Here is a 14,002-nt window from a genome sequence, read left to right on the forward strand (position 1 = left end):
GAAGGGAAAAGGTCTATGCTGTAAATGGAGGCGATATGATGAATCGTTCTGAGAAAAAAGAACTATTGAAGCGTTCAAAGAAGCATTTTAATGATCATGCCTTTTGGGAAAAGTTAAAAAAGACGGCACAAAAAGCTGGTGTCTCTCTTGTCTATGCTGTGCTATTACTTTACTATACATTGCAAAAACCTGAAGTACCTGTCAAAGCAAAAACCCTTATTATTGGGGCACTCGGATACTTTATCCTTCCAATTGACCTCATTCCCGATACATTAATTGGTGTAGGCTATACAGATGATTTAGGAGCGATCACATTTGCTCTGATTCAAGTAGCGGTCTACATTGATGATGATGTGAAAGGAAAAGCGCAGGACAGGCTGTCAAAATGGTTCGGTGAAAAAACCGATACGTCTCTGATTGATCAAAAGCTTGAAGATGGCGGGATGCCGTCTACACGCTGAAAAGAAGACAAAGGGCTAAAATCAAGATCATTTTAGCCCTTTGTCAACAATATGAAGCCTCCACAGTTGGAGGCTTTTTTTCATTATCCTAAAAATTTCACGCAAACTGGATGAGGGACTGAGATGTCTGATTGTAAGACAGTGAGTCGTCCTGTTTCTTTGTCGCGTTTGTATAACACTAGGTTGCTAGACTCTTGGTTTGAACCGACGAGGAATTCTTCAGTTGGATCAAGCACAAAGTCTCTAGGCCAGTTTCCTTCAGAAGAAGCAATCTCGACAAGACTTAATTGGCCGTCAGCGTCTGCTTTAAAAATCGCAATGCTGTCATGTCCGCGATTTCCTGCATAAACAAATTGGCCGTCTGAAGAGACGTGAATGGCACTGCCTTGATTGTTCTCTGTAAAGTCGCTTGGAATGGTTGCGATCGTTTGAATCTCTTCGAAATGACCATCTTCAAAGTAACGAAGCACAATCACCTCTGAGCTTAGCTCTGTCATCACATATGCCACAGGTTTCGTTGGATGGAATGTAATATGGCGAGGCCCTGTGCCTGGTTTTGTTTCAAATGTATGAGCAAGCTCGAGTTTGCCGTTTTCTTTCTTATACGTATAAATGCCATCTGTCCCAAGGTCAACAGCCACTGCAAATTGTTCATCTGGTGTCAGACCCATAAAGTGAGTGTGCGGTTTTTCCTGACGATCTTCGTTAGGGCCAGTTCCTTCATGCTGCGCCTGTGACAGCGTGCGAATCACTGAGCCATTTTCAGCATCGATTTCATACATCTCTGCTGTTCCTTTATGATAGTTTGCTGTAAAAGCTGTTTTTGTTTGACTGTCCACGCTGACGTGACAAGGAGAAGCGCCTTCGGCAAGTTCTTGGTTGATGAAACGAAGTGTGCCGGTTTCAGCATCGATTTGATAAGCAGCCACGCCGCCCTGTGATCCTTCTTTCACAACAGCATACACAAATTTTTGAGAATCTGAGACGGTTAAATATGTAGGATTTTCAAGTTCAGCAGCCACTTCTACTTGTTCGATCTGCTGCTTGTCCGTATTTAATGTAAAAGTATAAATGCCTTTACTGTCTCCCTTTGTATACGTTCCGATATAACCTCTGATGTTAGCCATGTATTGCCCTCCTTCTATAAGATGCTCTCATTCTATCATAAATTCATAGGAAAACGCTTTAGAAAGGCATACCGAAAGAAAATCAAAAGCGCTGGAATCTACCAGTCTTCATTAAAAATAATGTGAAAAAATATGACAAACGTTTTCTCAAATGAAAAGCGTTCAGGTAAAGTAAATCAATTGAAGAAAAAATACAAAAAATTTTAAGTTTTTTTCATTCCTTGTCTAGCAAAGGTGTAAGCGTATACATTTAATTTTGATTAGTCTAAATTGTCTAATAATTTTAAAAATGCTGTTGACACTGTATGGAAAGCGGCGTAAGATGGGTTCAACAAAAGCTAAACAAACACGCAGAGCAAGCGTGAGGCGCTTTAATATAAAGTGTCTGAAAATTCAACTACTTTTTGTTTGAAAGAGAGGGTGCTCACTGAAAATGGAAGACCAAAAGGAACAGTGGATCTTTTTAAACGATGAACTCGTGAAAAAAGAGGATGCGAAAATTTCAGTTTATGATCATGGCTTCTTATACGGTGACGGTGTGTTCGAAGGGATACGCGTGTATAACGGAAATATCTTTCGAATGAAAGAACATTTAGACCGCCTGTATGATTCCGCCAGATCGATTATGCTGAACATTCCATATTCACTTGAGGAACTCACGGAAAAAATGATTCATACAGTTGAAAGGAACGGACTGAAGGATGCCTATATCCGTCTTGTTGTCTCAAGAGGAGCTGGTGATCTTGGTTTAGATCCAAACAACTGCGGGAGAGCCAACACAGTGATCATTGTAGAGCCGCTGGCCATCTTTCCAAAGCACCTATATGAAACAGGTATTGATATTGTGACGGTACCGACGAGGCGAAATCGTCCCGATGTACTGAGTCCAAAAGTGAAATCATTAAATTATTTGAATAACATCCTTGTCCGAATCGAAGCCCATATGGCCGGTGTGAGTGAAGCACTGATGCTGAACGATCAAGGGTACGTGGCAGAAGGTTCTGCAGACAATGTGTTTATTTATAAAAAAGGTAAGCTCTATACACCGCCAGGTTATATCGGCGCTCTTGAAGGCATCACAAGAAATGCCATCATGGAGATTGCAGAAGACTTAGGCTATGAAGTGAAAGAAGAACCATTCACAAGGCACGATGTGTATACAGCAGAAGAAGTTTTTCTAACTGGAACCGCAGCCGAAGTGATTGCCGTTGTAAAGGTTGACGGCCGTACAATCGGTGAAGGGAAACCTGGGGTTCACACAAACAAACTTCTTGAACAATTCCGCAAGCGAGTCGTTGAAGAAGGAGAAAAAGTCGTTTTTACAGATGAAAACATTCACGCAAGCTAAATAGATATCGATAAACGTTGAAGAGGACTAGTAGTTTTAGAGTCAGTATCTACAGAGAGCCGGTGGTAGCTGGAAACCGGTGTTACTTTCTAAAGTGAACTCACCTCTGAGTGTCTGCTTGAAATGATAGTAGGGCAGACCGAGTGACATTGCTCACTCGTTACCAAAATGGATGAAAGATGTCCATGAGACGGCAGCAGATGTTGCTGTGAACAAGGGTGGTACCGCGAAAAACAAAGCTTTTTCGCCCCTTTGACCTAGTGAAAAGTAGTGTCATTGTGGGGTGAGAAGGCTTTTTTATATGGTTAAAATCTCGATCTTGAATAGAAAAGGGTGAAAAAACTTGACTGAAGCAAGACAAAGAGGAGGAAATCAAATGGGGACAAATGTACAAGTGGAGACGGAAACATCTAAAGCATCACAAACGATGAACGGTGCACTCATGCTAATTGAGGCACTCAAAAGAGAAAAAGTAGAAGTCATTTTCGGATATCCAGGCGGAGCGGTTTTACCGATCTACGATAAAATTTATGATTCTGGTTTATTTCATGTCCTGCCAAGGCATGAGCAGGGAGCGATTCATGCGGCAGAAGGATACGCTAGAGTATCTGGTAAACCGGGTGTTGTCATTGCTACATCAGGACCAGGAGCGACAAACCTAGTCACAGGAATTGCAGATGCGATGATTGATTCACTTCCTCTTGTCGTCTTCACAGGACAGGTGGCAACCTCAGTTATTGGATCAGACGCTTTCCAGGAAGCAGACGTGCTCGGCATCACAATGCCTATCACAAAGCACAGCTACCAGGTGAGAAATCCAGAGGAATTACCGGGCGTCATTAAAGAAGCGTTCCACATCGCAACGACAGGAAGACCTGGTCCAGTCTTGATTGATATTCCAAAAGATGTGGCAGGCATTGAAGGAACGTTTGAATACGATCAGCCAATTGATTTACCTGGTTATCAGCCAAAAGTAGAGCCAAACTATTTGCAGATTCGCAAATTAGTAGAAGCTGTCAGCAGAGCGAAGAAACCGGTCATTCTAGCAGGAGCTGGTGTTCTTCATGGCAAAGCATCTGAAGAGTTAAGGCAGTATGTAGAGCAGCAGCAAATTCCAGTCGCTCATACACTGCTAGGACTTGGCGGCTTCCCGGCAAAGCATCCTCTTTTCCTAGGGATGGCTGGTATGCATGGCACATATGCAGCGAACATGGCTCTTCATCAATGTGATTTGCTCATTTCAATTGGTGCGAGATTCGATGACAGGGTAACTGGCAATCTCAATCACTTTGCGAAACATGCGAAGGTAGCACATATCGATATCGACCCAGCAGAAATTGGCAAGAACATTCATACCCATATCCCGGTTGTTGGAGACAGTAAGCTAGTCCTTGAAGAGCTGATTAAGCAAGACGGGAAGCAAGGAGAGTCAGACGAATGGAAAAACCAACTAGATCAGTGGAAGGAAGAATATCCACTCTGGTACGTTGAAAACGAAGCAGAGGGCTTTAAACCTCAAAAGCTGATTGAATACATTCATCAATTCACAAAAGGTGAAGCCATTGTGGCAACTGATGTTGGACAGCATCAAATGTGGGCAGCGCAGTTCTATCCATTTGAAAATGCTGATAAGTGGGTCACATCTGGTGGCCTTGGTACAATGGGCTTCGGTTTACCGGCAGCCATCGGCGCTCAGCTGGCTGATCAAGAGGCAACGGTTGTGGCGATTTTAGGAGACGGAGGTTTCCAAATGACCTTGCAAGAACTTGCCGTTATCCGTGAGCTGAACCTTCCAGTGAAAGTGATTGTTCTAAATAATCACAGCCTTGGAATGGTAAGACAATGGCAAGAAATTTTCTACGAAGAACGCTACTCATATTCTAAATTTTCAGAGCAACCAGACTTCGTTAAATTATCTGAAGCTTATGGCATTAAAGGAATCAGAATCTCAACAGACGAAGAGGCGAAAGAAAAGCTTGAAGAAGCGCTAACCTCTAGAGAGCCTGTTTTCATCGATGTCAATGTAGCGAGAGATGAAAAAGTATTCCCGATGGTAGCACCGGGGAAAGGACTTCATGAGATGGTGGGGGTGAAACCTTGAAAAGAATTATTGTGTTGACTGTATTAAATCGATCAGGCGTACTGAACCGAATCACTGGCCTTTTTACTAAACGACATTACAACATTGAAAGCATTACGGTCGGCCATTCTGAGATTCAAGATGTATCACGCATCACGTTCGTCGTCCATGTAGACCAAGAGAAAGACATCGAACAGCTGACAAAACAGCTGAACAAACAAATCGATGTTCTGAAAGTAACAGACATTACAAACCAATCAATCGTTCAGCGAGAGCTGGCTTTGATAAAAGTCGTATCTGCACCAGCATCTAGAATGGAGATCACGGGGGTCATTGAACCTTTTAGAGCTTCTATTGTAGATGTTAGCAGAGAGAGTGTCGTCATTCAGGTGACAGGTGAGTCTTCAAAAATTGAAGCACTCATTGAATTACTTAAGCCATACGGCATTAAAGAAGTCGCCAGAACTGGCACCACGGCCTTTGCGAGAGATAATCAGCAAAAGCCGCAACAAAATAAAACAATTTCAATTGTCTAAACAAAAGGAGAGAGTCAAATGGTAAAAGTATATTATAACGGTGATATCCAAGAAAACGTATTAAATGGTCAAAAGGTTGCCATCATTGGATATGGATCACAAGGTCATGCACATGCATTGAACTTAAAAGAAAGCGGCGTAGATGTCATCGTCGGCGTGAGAAAAGGCGGATCTTATACAAAAGCACAAGAAGACGGCCATCAAGTATTCACAGTAAAAGAAGCGGCAGCACAAGCAGACATCGTCATGGTACTACTTCCAGATGAGCAGCAAAAGAAAGTATATGACGAAGAAATCAAAGATCAATTAGAAGCAGGCAACTCACTTGTATTCGCACACGGATTCAACGTTCATTTCCATCAAATCGTTCCTCCAAGTGACGTAGATGTGTATCTTGTGGCTCCAAAAGGTCCAGGACATCTTGTGAGAAGAACATATGAGCAAGGCGCTGGTGTACCTGCACTATTTGCCATCTATCAAGATGTATCTGGTCAAGCGAAAGATAAAGCACTTGCTTATGCAAAAGCAATTGGTGGAGCAAGAGCGGGCGTTCTTGAAACAACATTTAAAGAAGAAACGGAAACGGATCTATTCGGTGAGCAAGCAGTCCTTTGCGGGGGGCTTACTTCACTAGTAAAAGCAGGATTTGAAACATTAACAGAAGCTGGTTATCAGCCAGAGCTTGCATACTTCGAGTGTCTACATGAACTGAAACTGATCGTTGACCTTATGTACGAAGAAGGATTAGAAGGCATGAGATATTCAATCTCTGATACAGCACAATGGGGTGACTTCGTATCAGGACCACGCGTTGTGGATGCAAACGTAAAAGAATCGATGAAAGCCGTCTTGACTGATATCCAAAACGGAACATTTGCAAAAGAATGGATTGTTGAAAACCAAGTGAATCGTCCACGTTTCAATGCGATCAATGCTAATGAAAATGAGCACCAAATTGAAATCGTCGGAAGAAAGCTTCGTGAAATGATGCCTTTCGTCAAACAAGGAAAGAAAAAGGAAGCGGTGAGCGTCGGTGCGGAAAATTAATTTTTTTGACACAACACTTCGAGATGGAGAGCAATCACCAGGAGTGAACTTAAATGCACAAGAAAAGCTAATCATTGCAAAGCAGCTTGAGCGCCTTGGGGTTAATATCATTGAAGCGGGTTTTCCCGCTTCATCCCGAGGGGATTTCTTAGGCGTACAAGAAATTGCTAGAACGATCAAAAACTGTTCAGTTGCTGGTCTTGCGAGATGTGTAAAAGGTGATATTGATGCTGCATGGGAAGCGTTAAAAGATGGAGTGGAACCAAGAATTCATATCTTTATCGCTACTTCTGATATTCACTTGGAGCATAAACTAAAGAAAACACGTGAAGAGGTCGTAGAACAGGCTGTCTCCATGGTGAAATACGCGAAGGAACGTTTTCCAGTTGTCCAGTGGTCAGCAGAAGATGCATGTCGTACAGATCTTGCTTTCTTAGCAGAAATTGTAGAGAAGGTCATTGACGCTGGAGCGAGTGTCATTAACTTGCCAGATACAGTTGGATACTTAGCGCCAAAAGAGTATGGCAATATCTTTAAATATATGAAGGAACATGTTCCAAATATCGACCGCGTCAACTTGTCTGCTCACTGTCATGATGATCTAGGGATGGCTGTAGCAAACTCACTTGCAGCCATTGAAAATGGAGCAAATCAAATTGAAACGGCTGTTAACGGAATTGGAGAACGTGCAGGAAATGCCGCTTTAGAAGAAATTGCAGTCGCTCTTCATATTCGAAAAGACTTCTACCAGGTCGAATCAACGATTCAATTGAATGAAATTAAGCGTACAAGTGATGTAGTGAGCAAATACTCAGGAATGATTGTACCGCGCAATAAAGCTGTCGTTGGTAACAACGCTTTTGCACATGAATCAGGTATTCACCAAGACGGTTTCCTCAAAGAAAAAACAACCTATGAAATCATTTCTCCAGAGCTTGTCGGTGTGACAACAGACGTACTTGTCCTTGGGAAACACTCCGGAAGACACGCGTTTAAAGACCGCATGAAAACGCTAGGTTTTAAACTAACAGAAGAAGAAATCAATAAGTTCTTCGAAACCTTCAAGAATTTGACGGAGAAGAAAAAAGAAATCACAGATGATGATTTGATTTCTATTATATTGGAAGAAAAAGTAGCAGACCGAAAAATTGGCTACGAATTTGAAAGTCTTCAAGTGCATTATGGAACAGAACAGATGCCGACAGCAACGGTCTCTCTGAAAAATCAAGAAACGCAAGAAGTTATTCAAGAAGCAGCTACAGGCGCAGGCAGTGTAGAAGCTGTGTACAACACACTGGAGCGCTGTATGGAGGAAAGAATTCATTTGCTAGACTACCGTATTCAATCAAATGGAAAAGGCAGAGATGCACTAGCGGAAGTATATGTCAATGTTTCAATAGAAGGAAAAGAAACAGCTGGACGCGGTGTAGCGCAAGATGTGCTGGAAGCATCGGCGAAAGCCTACGTCAATGCAGTAAACAGGCATTTAATCTTTAAATCAAATCTCATTGAAATTGAGAAACATCACGCGATCTCATAGGAAAGGAGGTAGGTCCTCATGAAAAAGAAAATTGCACTTTTGCCCGGCGATGGAATCGGACCGGAAGTTGTGACATCAGCGGTCGCTGTCCTCAAAGAGACAGCGGCTCAATTTAGGCACGAATTCGAATTCGAAACGGCGCTCATTGGCGGTATCGCAATAGATGAAAAAAACAATCCGCTCCCAAAAGAAACGGTTAATGTTTGCAAGAGCGCGGATGCGATTTTATTAGGAGCAGTCGGCGGACCAAAATGGGATCAAAACCCACCAGAGCTTCGTCCGGAAAAAGGCTTGCTCGCCATTCGTAAACAATTGGACTTATTTGCTAATATTCGTCCTGTCAAAGTGTTCGATAGCTTAAGCGAGGCGTCACCGTTAAAACAGGATCACATTAACGGAGTCGATTTTGTCATCGTTCGTGAATTAACAGGTGGTCTCTATTTTGGTGAACCAAGCGAGCGCTATACAGATGAAGAAGGAAAAGAAGCTGCGGTTGATACGCTTCTTTATACAAAGGAAGAGATTGTCCGTGTACTAAAAGAAGCATTCGACATGGCGTTAACGAGACGGAAAAAAGTAACGTCTGTGGATAAAGCGAATGTTCTGGCTTCTAGTAAACTATGGCGGGATGCGGTAGAAGAAGTGGCTTCTCAATATCTAGACGTTGAATTTGAGCACATGCTCGTTGATAATGCCGCCATGCAGCTGATTTATAAGCCTGCACAATTTGATGTCATTGTGACAGAGAATATGTTTGGTGACATCTTAAGTGACGAGGCTTCAATGATTACTGGATCACTCGGTATGTTGCCATCTGCTAGTCTATCAAGCACCGGCCTTCATTTATATGAGCCGATTCATGGATCAGCACCCGATATTGCGGGGCAAAACGTCGCAAACCCTCTGGCAACTATTTTGTCGGCAGCAAGCTTGCTTAGAACATCCTTTGCATTAGAAGATGAAGCGGCTGCCATAGAAGAAGCTGTTGAAGCTGTTCTTGCCTCTGGCAAAAGAACAAAGGATTTATCTGCAAAAGAGGGAACGTATCAAACAACTGAAGACATCACTCATGCAGTTGTAGACGCACTCAAGCAGCGCGCGAAAACAATTGTATAAATAGAATCTTGTGGAATTAGGTAGAGGGAGGAAAAGGGTTATGCCTCGAACAATCATCGAAAAAATATGGGATCAGCACGTTGTCAAAAGCGGCGAGGGGAAACCAGACCTTTTATATATTGATCTGCACTTGGTGCATGAAGTGACATCGCCTCAAGCGTTTGAAGGATTAAGACAAAAAGGGCGCAAGGTGAGAAGACCTCAAAATACGTTTGCGACGATGGATCACAACATCCCGACTGTGAATCGATTTGTGATCAAAGATGAGGTTGCTAAAAAACAAGTGAGTGCTCTAGAGCGCAACTGTGCTGAATTTGGTGTCCGTCTAGCTGACCTTCACAGTGTAGACCAAGGAATCGTCCATGTCGTTGGACCAGAGCTTGGTTTGACACTTCCGGGAAAAACAATCGTTTGCGGAGATAGTCATACATCCACTCATGGCGCATTTGGCGCACTTGCTTTTGGCATCGGTACAAGTGAGGTTGAACATGTACTATCCACACAAACACTTTGGCAGCAGCGTCCGAAAACATTAGAAATTAGAGTAGACGGAAAGCTGCAAAAAGGGGTAACGGCCAAAGATGTCATTTTAGCAGTCATTGGTGCGCATGGCGTGAAGTTTGGATCAGGTTATGTCATTGAATACACTGGGGAAGTATTCAGAAACATGACGATGGATGAACGTATGACCGTTTGTAATATGTCGATTGAAGCAGGCGCAAGAGCAGGATTGATTGCACCTGATGAAGTCACCTTTGAATATTGCCGCGGCCGCAAATATGCACCGCAGGGAGAAGACTTCGAAGCAGCGATTAAAGAATGGGAAGAACTTAAAACAGATCCGGGTGCAACCTATGATAAAACGATTGTTTTAGATGGGAATGAGATTTCACCAATGGTCACATGGGGAATTAACCCAGGAATGGTGCTGCCTGTAGATGCATCCATCCCAGGACCTGAAGATTTTGCGCAAGAGGATGACCAAAAAGAAGCGATTCGTGCGTACGAATACATGGGTGTTCATCCGCATCAGCGTATTGAAGATATTACGATTGAGCATGTGTTTATTGGCTCATGTACGAACTCAAGAATGACTGATTTACGCCAAGCAGCTTCTATGATAGAAGGACAAAAGGTAGCTGATCATGTCAGAGCGATTGTCGTGCCTGGCTCTCAAAGCGTCAAATTGCAGGCAGAAGAAGAAGGTCTTCATGAAATCTTCCTTGAAGCAGGATTTGAATGGAGAGAATCTGGCTGCAGTATGTGTCTCAGCATGAATAACGATGTGGTACCAGAAGGAGAACGCTGCGCATCCACATCAAACCGTAACTTTGAGGGTCGTCAAGGAAAAGGTGCGAGAACGCATCTTGTCAGCCCGGCAATGGCCGCAATGGCTGCAATACATGGCCGATTTGTCGATGTCAGGAAGTTTAATCAAGAGAAAACAGTCGTGTAAGGAGTTGTGATAGATGGAGCCTTTAGTCACACACAAAGGAAAAGCCGCTGTGCTTAACCGTATCAACGTAGATACAGATCAAATTATTCCGAAGCAATTTTTGAAAAGAATTGAACGAACAGGATATGGCCGGTTTGCCTTTTTCGACTGGCGGTATTTAGCCGATGGCAGCCCAAATCCTGATTTCGAACTGAATCAGCCGATTTATGAAGGTTCATCCATTTTGATCGCAGGAGAAAACTTTGGCTGCGGATCATCAAGGGAACATGCTCCTTGGGCACTTGATGATTATGGTTTCAAAATTGTCATCGCACCATCATTCGCAGATATTTTTCACCAAAACTGCTTTAAAAATGGGATGCTTCCGATTCGTCTTGATTATGATGTGTGGAAAACATTCGCTGCGTCATATGAGAACAAAGGGTATGAGATGACGGTTGATCTTGAAAAACAGCAAATAGAAGATCACGAAGGGAATATCACTCCTTTTGATGTGGATCCTCACTGGAGAGAAATGCTCCTGAATGGCTATGATGAAATCTCATTAACTTTACTACTAGAAGATGACATTCAAGCATTTGAAGATAAGCGCAGCAGCTGGCTGCGTGCGTAAACAACAAGAAGCCGTCCGCCCGAGGTGTGACGGCTTCTTTTTTGCATGAAAACCTCTCGTTACTTGTGTTTACTAACCTTCGTTGGTAAACTGATAAAAAATATGCGCCCGAAAGGAACGTAAGCATGAAACATGACAAGAAGAAAGATAATGTCATTTTGTTTCCTGGTCTGAAAGAAAGACTGATTGAAAAAGGAATGGCAGCATTAAAAGATAAACAGTATCAAGAGGCACTTCACTTGTTTTCAGAAGCAAAATCTTATGATGACGATGAAGAATCCGATATTCATCTCGGTATGGCGATTTGTTTTCTGGAGCTGGGCGAGCTGCAGGATGCAAAGCGTGTGTGTGAAAAGATGCTGCATGAAGGATATGGTCATTACTTCACCGTGCTTCAAGTGTATATGACAATCTTAATTCAGCTGAAAGAATATGAAGAAGTGAAGCAGACAATTGAAGCAGTACTTGAGGAAAACCACCTTCCAGCAGAAAGCGCGGAGCATTTTTACAAGCTGCTCGAATTTAGTAGAAAAATGATCGAATCGCCTGAACAGATTTTAGATGAAGATGAAGAGGACGGCAGTGAAATCAATATAGATGATCTGCTCGAGCGTCCAGAGGAGCAGGTGCAGTTCATCCATTCGCTGAAAGACCGAAACATCACGCCGCACATGGGTCTATTAAATACGATCCTACAAAAGCCTGATGGAAACCCTTTGGTCAAATCATTGATTCTGCAGCTTCTGTCAGATCATGATGTGGCAAAGCCGGTTCATGTGACGAAGTTCGGTGATTCTTTAACGCTTGTTCCTTCTGAGGCTGTTAAACCAGAGCAAATGCCGCTGCTTCAGCAAGTCCTTCGAAAGCTCGATGACACACTCGGCAATGAGAACCCAACCCTTTACCAAGGCGTGGAAGAGTTATGGCGCCGGCACTTATTTGTACTATATCCATTTCTTCCTAAATACACAGATCCGAATCTTTGGGCAGCAGCACTTCATAAAGTCGGCTATGAAATGCATGGGATCGAGATTGACCTCGAAGAATTGCATCTATTGTATGAATTTGATGAACGAGAGCTGAGAGAAGCTTGCACAATGCTGAAAGATATTGAAGAAATTTCTTATTTGTAATTTGTCGATTTAGTTGAAAGACGGACTTGTTATGTTATAATATAATGGTTGTATTTGTGCATATATCGTGCAGTTGTCGATTCCAATGGTTGAAAGACGATATGTATAATCAAGTCAAATGTTGTATACATAATACCGCTTCTTTAGCGGCGTGCGTGGTTTTTAATTGGACGAAGTCTTTATGATGCTTTAGAATGTAACAACGCACAATCTGAATAGATTTTTGGAGGGAAACACACATGTCAGTAAAATGGGAAAAACAAGAAGGTAACGAAGGCATCTTAACGGTAGAAGTTGATGCTGAAACATTTAACAAAGCACTTGATGATGCGTTTAAGAAAGTTGTTAAGCAAGTATCGATCCCTGGATTCCGTAAAGGGAAAGTACCACGTGGTCTTTTCGAACAGCGTTTTGGTGTAGAATCTCTTTATCAAGATGCATTAGATATTCTTCTTCCAGTTGAGTATCCAAAAGCAATCGACGAAGCTGGTATCGAGCCAGTTGACCGCCCTGAAATCGATGTTGAGAAAATCGAAAAAGGCGAAAGCTTAATCTTCACTGCAAAAGTAACAGTGAAGCCTGAAGTGAAACTTGGTGACTACAAAGGTCTTAACGTAGAAAAAGACGACGCTACTGTCACTGATGAAGATGTACAAGAAGAGTTAAAAGGCATGCAAAACCGTCAAGCTGAGCTTGTTGTCAAAGAAGAAGGCGCAATCGAAAACGGCGATACAGTTGTTCTTGATTTCGAAGGATTCGTTGATGGAGAAGCATTCGAAGGCGGAAAAGCTGAGAACTACTCTCTTGAAGTAGGGTCTAATTCATTCATCCCTGGTTTTGAAGAGCAGTTAGTTGGTCTTGAAACTGGAGCTGAAAAAGACGTAGAAGTCACTTTCCCAGAAGAATACCATGCTGAAGACCTTGCAGGTAAACCAGCTGTATTCAAAGTGAAAATTCACGAAATCAAAGCAAAAGAACTTCCAGCACTTGACGATGAGTTCGCGAAAGATGTTGATGAAGAAGTAGAAACTCTTGCTGAACTAACTGAAAAAACAAAGAAACGTCTTGAAGAAGCGAAAGAAAACGAAGCAGAAGGTAAACTTCGTGAAGAGCTAGTTGAGAAAGCTTCTGAAAATGCGGAAGTTGACATCCCACAAGCGATGGTTGACACAGAGCTAGACCGTATGATGAAAGAATTCGAACAACGCCTTCAAATGCAAGGAATGAACCTTGAGCTTTACTTCCAATTCTCAGGACAAGATGAAAATGCGCTGAAAGAGCAAATGAAAGAAGATGCTGCTAAACGCGTAAAATCTAACCTAACACTTGAAGCAATTGCTGCTGCAGAAAACTTACAAGTGTCTGATGAAGAAGTAGAAGAAGAGCTTTCAAAAATGGCTGAAGCATACAACATGCCAATTGAAAATATTAAACAAGCGATCGGATCTACTGACGCAATGAAAGAAGATCTAAAAGTTCGTAAAGCAATTGATTTTCTTGTAGAAAACCGTTAATATGGTGCATAATAATAAAACAGGGCGCGAG

General features: G+C 42.5%; 12 protein-coding genes and 1 other annotated feature. Of the genes, 11 read left to right on the plus strand and 1 reads right to left on the minus strand.

Annotation, left to right across the window (positions count from 1 at the left end):
* Positions 1-38: 38 nt before the first annotated feature.
* Entirely contained in the window at positions 39-461 is a 423-nt protein-coding gene (locus tag MHH40_RS16655; protein ID WP_034620597.1) for a YkvA family protein, read from the plus strand.
* 83 nt (positions 462-544) lie between these two features.
* On the opposite strand, the gene MHH40_RS16660 is transcribed toward MHH40_RS16655, so the two are convergent.
* Entirely contained in the window at positions 545-1,588 is a 1,044-nt protein-coding gene (locus MHH40_RS16660; protein WP_003216692.1) for a lactonase family protein, read from the minus strand.
* A gap of 433 nt (positions 1,589-2,021) precedes the next feature.
* Between MHH40_RS16660 and ilvE the strand changes: the two genes are divergently transcribed.
* The 10 genes from ilvE to tig all read left to right on the plus strand — a co-directional run bounded on the left by ilvE (position 2,022) and on the right by tig (position 13,971).
* Complete coding sequence (gene ilvE, locus MHH40_RS16665) at positions 2,022-2,936, plus strand: branched-chain-amino-acid transaminase (protein ID WP_003216381.1); 915 nt, start codon at positions 2,022-2,024, stop codon at positions 2,934-2,936.
* A gap of 8 nt (positions 2,937-2,944) precedes the next feature.
* Positions 2,945-3,191: a binding site (T-box leader), on the plus strand.
* A gap of 121 nt (positions 3,192-3,312) precedes the next feature.
* On the plus strand, positions 3,313-5,037 hold the full coding sequence (gene ilvB / locus MHH40_RS16670) for an acetolactate synthase large subunit (protein ID WP_050943634.1): 1,725 nt from the start codon (positions 3,313-3,315) through the stop codon (positions 5,035-5,037).
* Entirely contained in the window at positions 5,034-5,552 is a 519-nt protein-coding gene (ilvN, locus tag MHH40_RS16675) for an acetolactate synthase small subunit (RefSeq protein ID WP_003216637.1), read from the plus strand. The genes ilvB and ilvN overlap by 4 nt, the downstream gene beginning before the upstream one ends.
* A gap of 18 nt (positions 5,553-5,570) precedes the next feature.
* Positions 5,571-6,599 carry a ketol-acid reductoisomerase gene (gene ilvC, locus MHH40_RS16680; RefSeq protein WP_003216490.1) on the plus strand — a complete coding sequence of 343 codons (1,029 nt, stop codon included), beginning with the start codon at positions 5,571-5,573 and terminating at the stop codon, positions 6,597-6,599.
* On the plus strand, positions 6,586-8,139 hold the full coding sequence (locus MHH40_RS16685; RefSeq protein ID WP_050943635.1) for a 2-isopropylmalate synthase: 1,554 nt from the start codon (positions 6,586-6,588) through the stop codon (positions 8,137-8,139). Before ilvC ends, MHH40_RS16685 begins: the two co-directional genes overlap by 14 nt.
* 18 nt (positions 8,140-8,157) lie before the next feature.
* Entirely contained in the window at positions 8,158-9,255 is a 1,098-nt protein-coding gene (gene leuB / locus MHH40_RS16690; RefSeq protein WP_050943636.1) for a 3-isopropylmalate dehydrogenase, read from the plus strand.
* 40 nt (positions 9,256-9,295) lie between these two features.
* A complete protein-coding gene (gene leuC / locus MHH40_RS16695) occupies positions 9,296-10,711 on the plus strand; it encodes a 3-isopropylmalate dehydratase large subunit (RefSeq protein ID WP_050943637.1) in 1,416 nt (471 codons plus the stop codon).
* A gap of 13 nt (positions 10,712-10,724) precedes the next feature.
* Complete coding sequence (leuD, locus tag MHH40_RS16700) at positions 10,725-11,324, plus strand: 3-isopropylmalate dehydratase small subunit (RefSeq protein ID WP_003216415.1); 600 nt, start codon at positions 10,725-10,727, stop codon at positions 11,322-11,324.
* A 125-nt stretch (positions 11,325-11,449) separates the two neighbouring features.
* Complete coding sequence (ddcA, locus tag MHH40_RS16705; RefSeq protein ID WP_050943638.1) at positions 11,450-12,457, plus strand: DNA damage checkpoint antagonist DdcA; 1,008 nt, start codon at positions 11,450-11,452, stop codon at positions 12,455-12,457.
* 239 nt (positions 12,458-12,696) lie between these two features.
* On the plus strand, positions 12,697-13,971 hold the full coding sequence (gene tig / locus MHH40_RS16710; RefSeq protein WP_003216748.1) for a trigger factor: 1,275 nt from the start codon (positions 12,697-12,699) through the stop codon (positions 13,969-13,971).
* Positions 13,972-14,002: the final 31 nt, after the last annotated feature.

This window comes from Bacillus sp. FSL K6-2431 (assembly GCF_038005165.1).
GTDB lineage: Bacteria > Bacillota > Bacilli > Bacillales > Bacillaceae > Bacillus > Bacillus pumilus.

What these genes read in the sequence shown, in the direction of transcription:
- MHH40_RS16655 (WP_034620597.1), top strand. Translation starts at nt 39, where the DNA reads ATGAATCGTTCTGAGAAAAAAGAACTATTGAAGCGTTCAAAGAAGCAT.
- MHH40_RS16660 (WP_003216692.1), bottom strand. Translation starts at nt 1,588, where the DNA reads ATGGCTAACATCAGAGGTTATATCGGAACGTATACAAAGGGAGACAGT.
- ilvE (WP_003216381.1), top strand. Translation starts at nt 2,022, where the DNA reads ATGGAAGACCAAAAGGAACAGTGGATCTTTTTAAACGATGAACTCGTG.
- ilvB (WP_050943634.1), top strand. Translation starts at nt 3,313, where the DNA reads ATGGGGACAAATGTACAAGTGGAGACGGAAACATCTAAAGCATCACAA.
- ilvC (WP_003216490.1), top strand. Translation starts at nt 5,571, where the DNA reads ATGGTAAAAGTATATTATAACGGTGATATCCAAGAAAACGTATTAAAT.
- leuB (WP_050943636.1), top strand. Translation starts at nt 8,158, where the DNA reads ATGAAAAAGAAAATTGCACTTTTGCCCGGCGATGGAATCGGACCGGAA.
- leuC (WP_050943637.1), top strand. Translation starts at nt 9,296, where the DNA reads ATGCCTCGAACAATCATCGAAAAAATATGGGATCAGCACGTTGTCAAA.
- leuD (WP_003216415.1), top strand. Translation starts at nt 10,725, where the DNA reads ATGGAGCCTTTAGTCACACACAAAGGAAAAGCCGCTGTGCTTAACCGT.
- ddcA (WP_050943638.1), top strand. Translation starts at nt 11,450, where the DNA reads ATGAAACATGACAAGAAGAAAGATAATGTCATTTTGTTTCCTGGTCTG.
- tig (WP_003216748.1), top strand. Translation starts at nt 12,697, where the DNA reads ATGTCAGTAAAATGGGAAAAACAAGAAGGTAACGAAGGCATCTTAACG.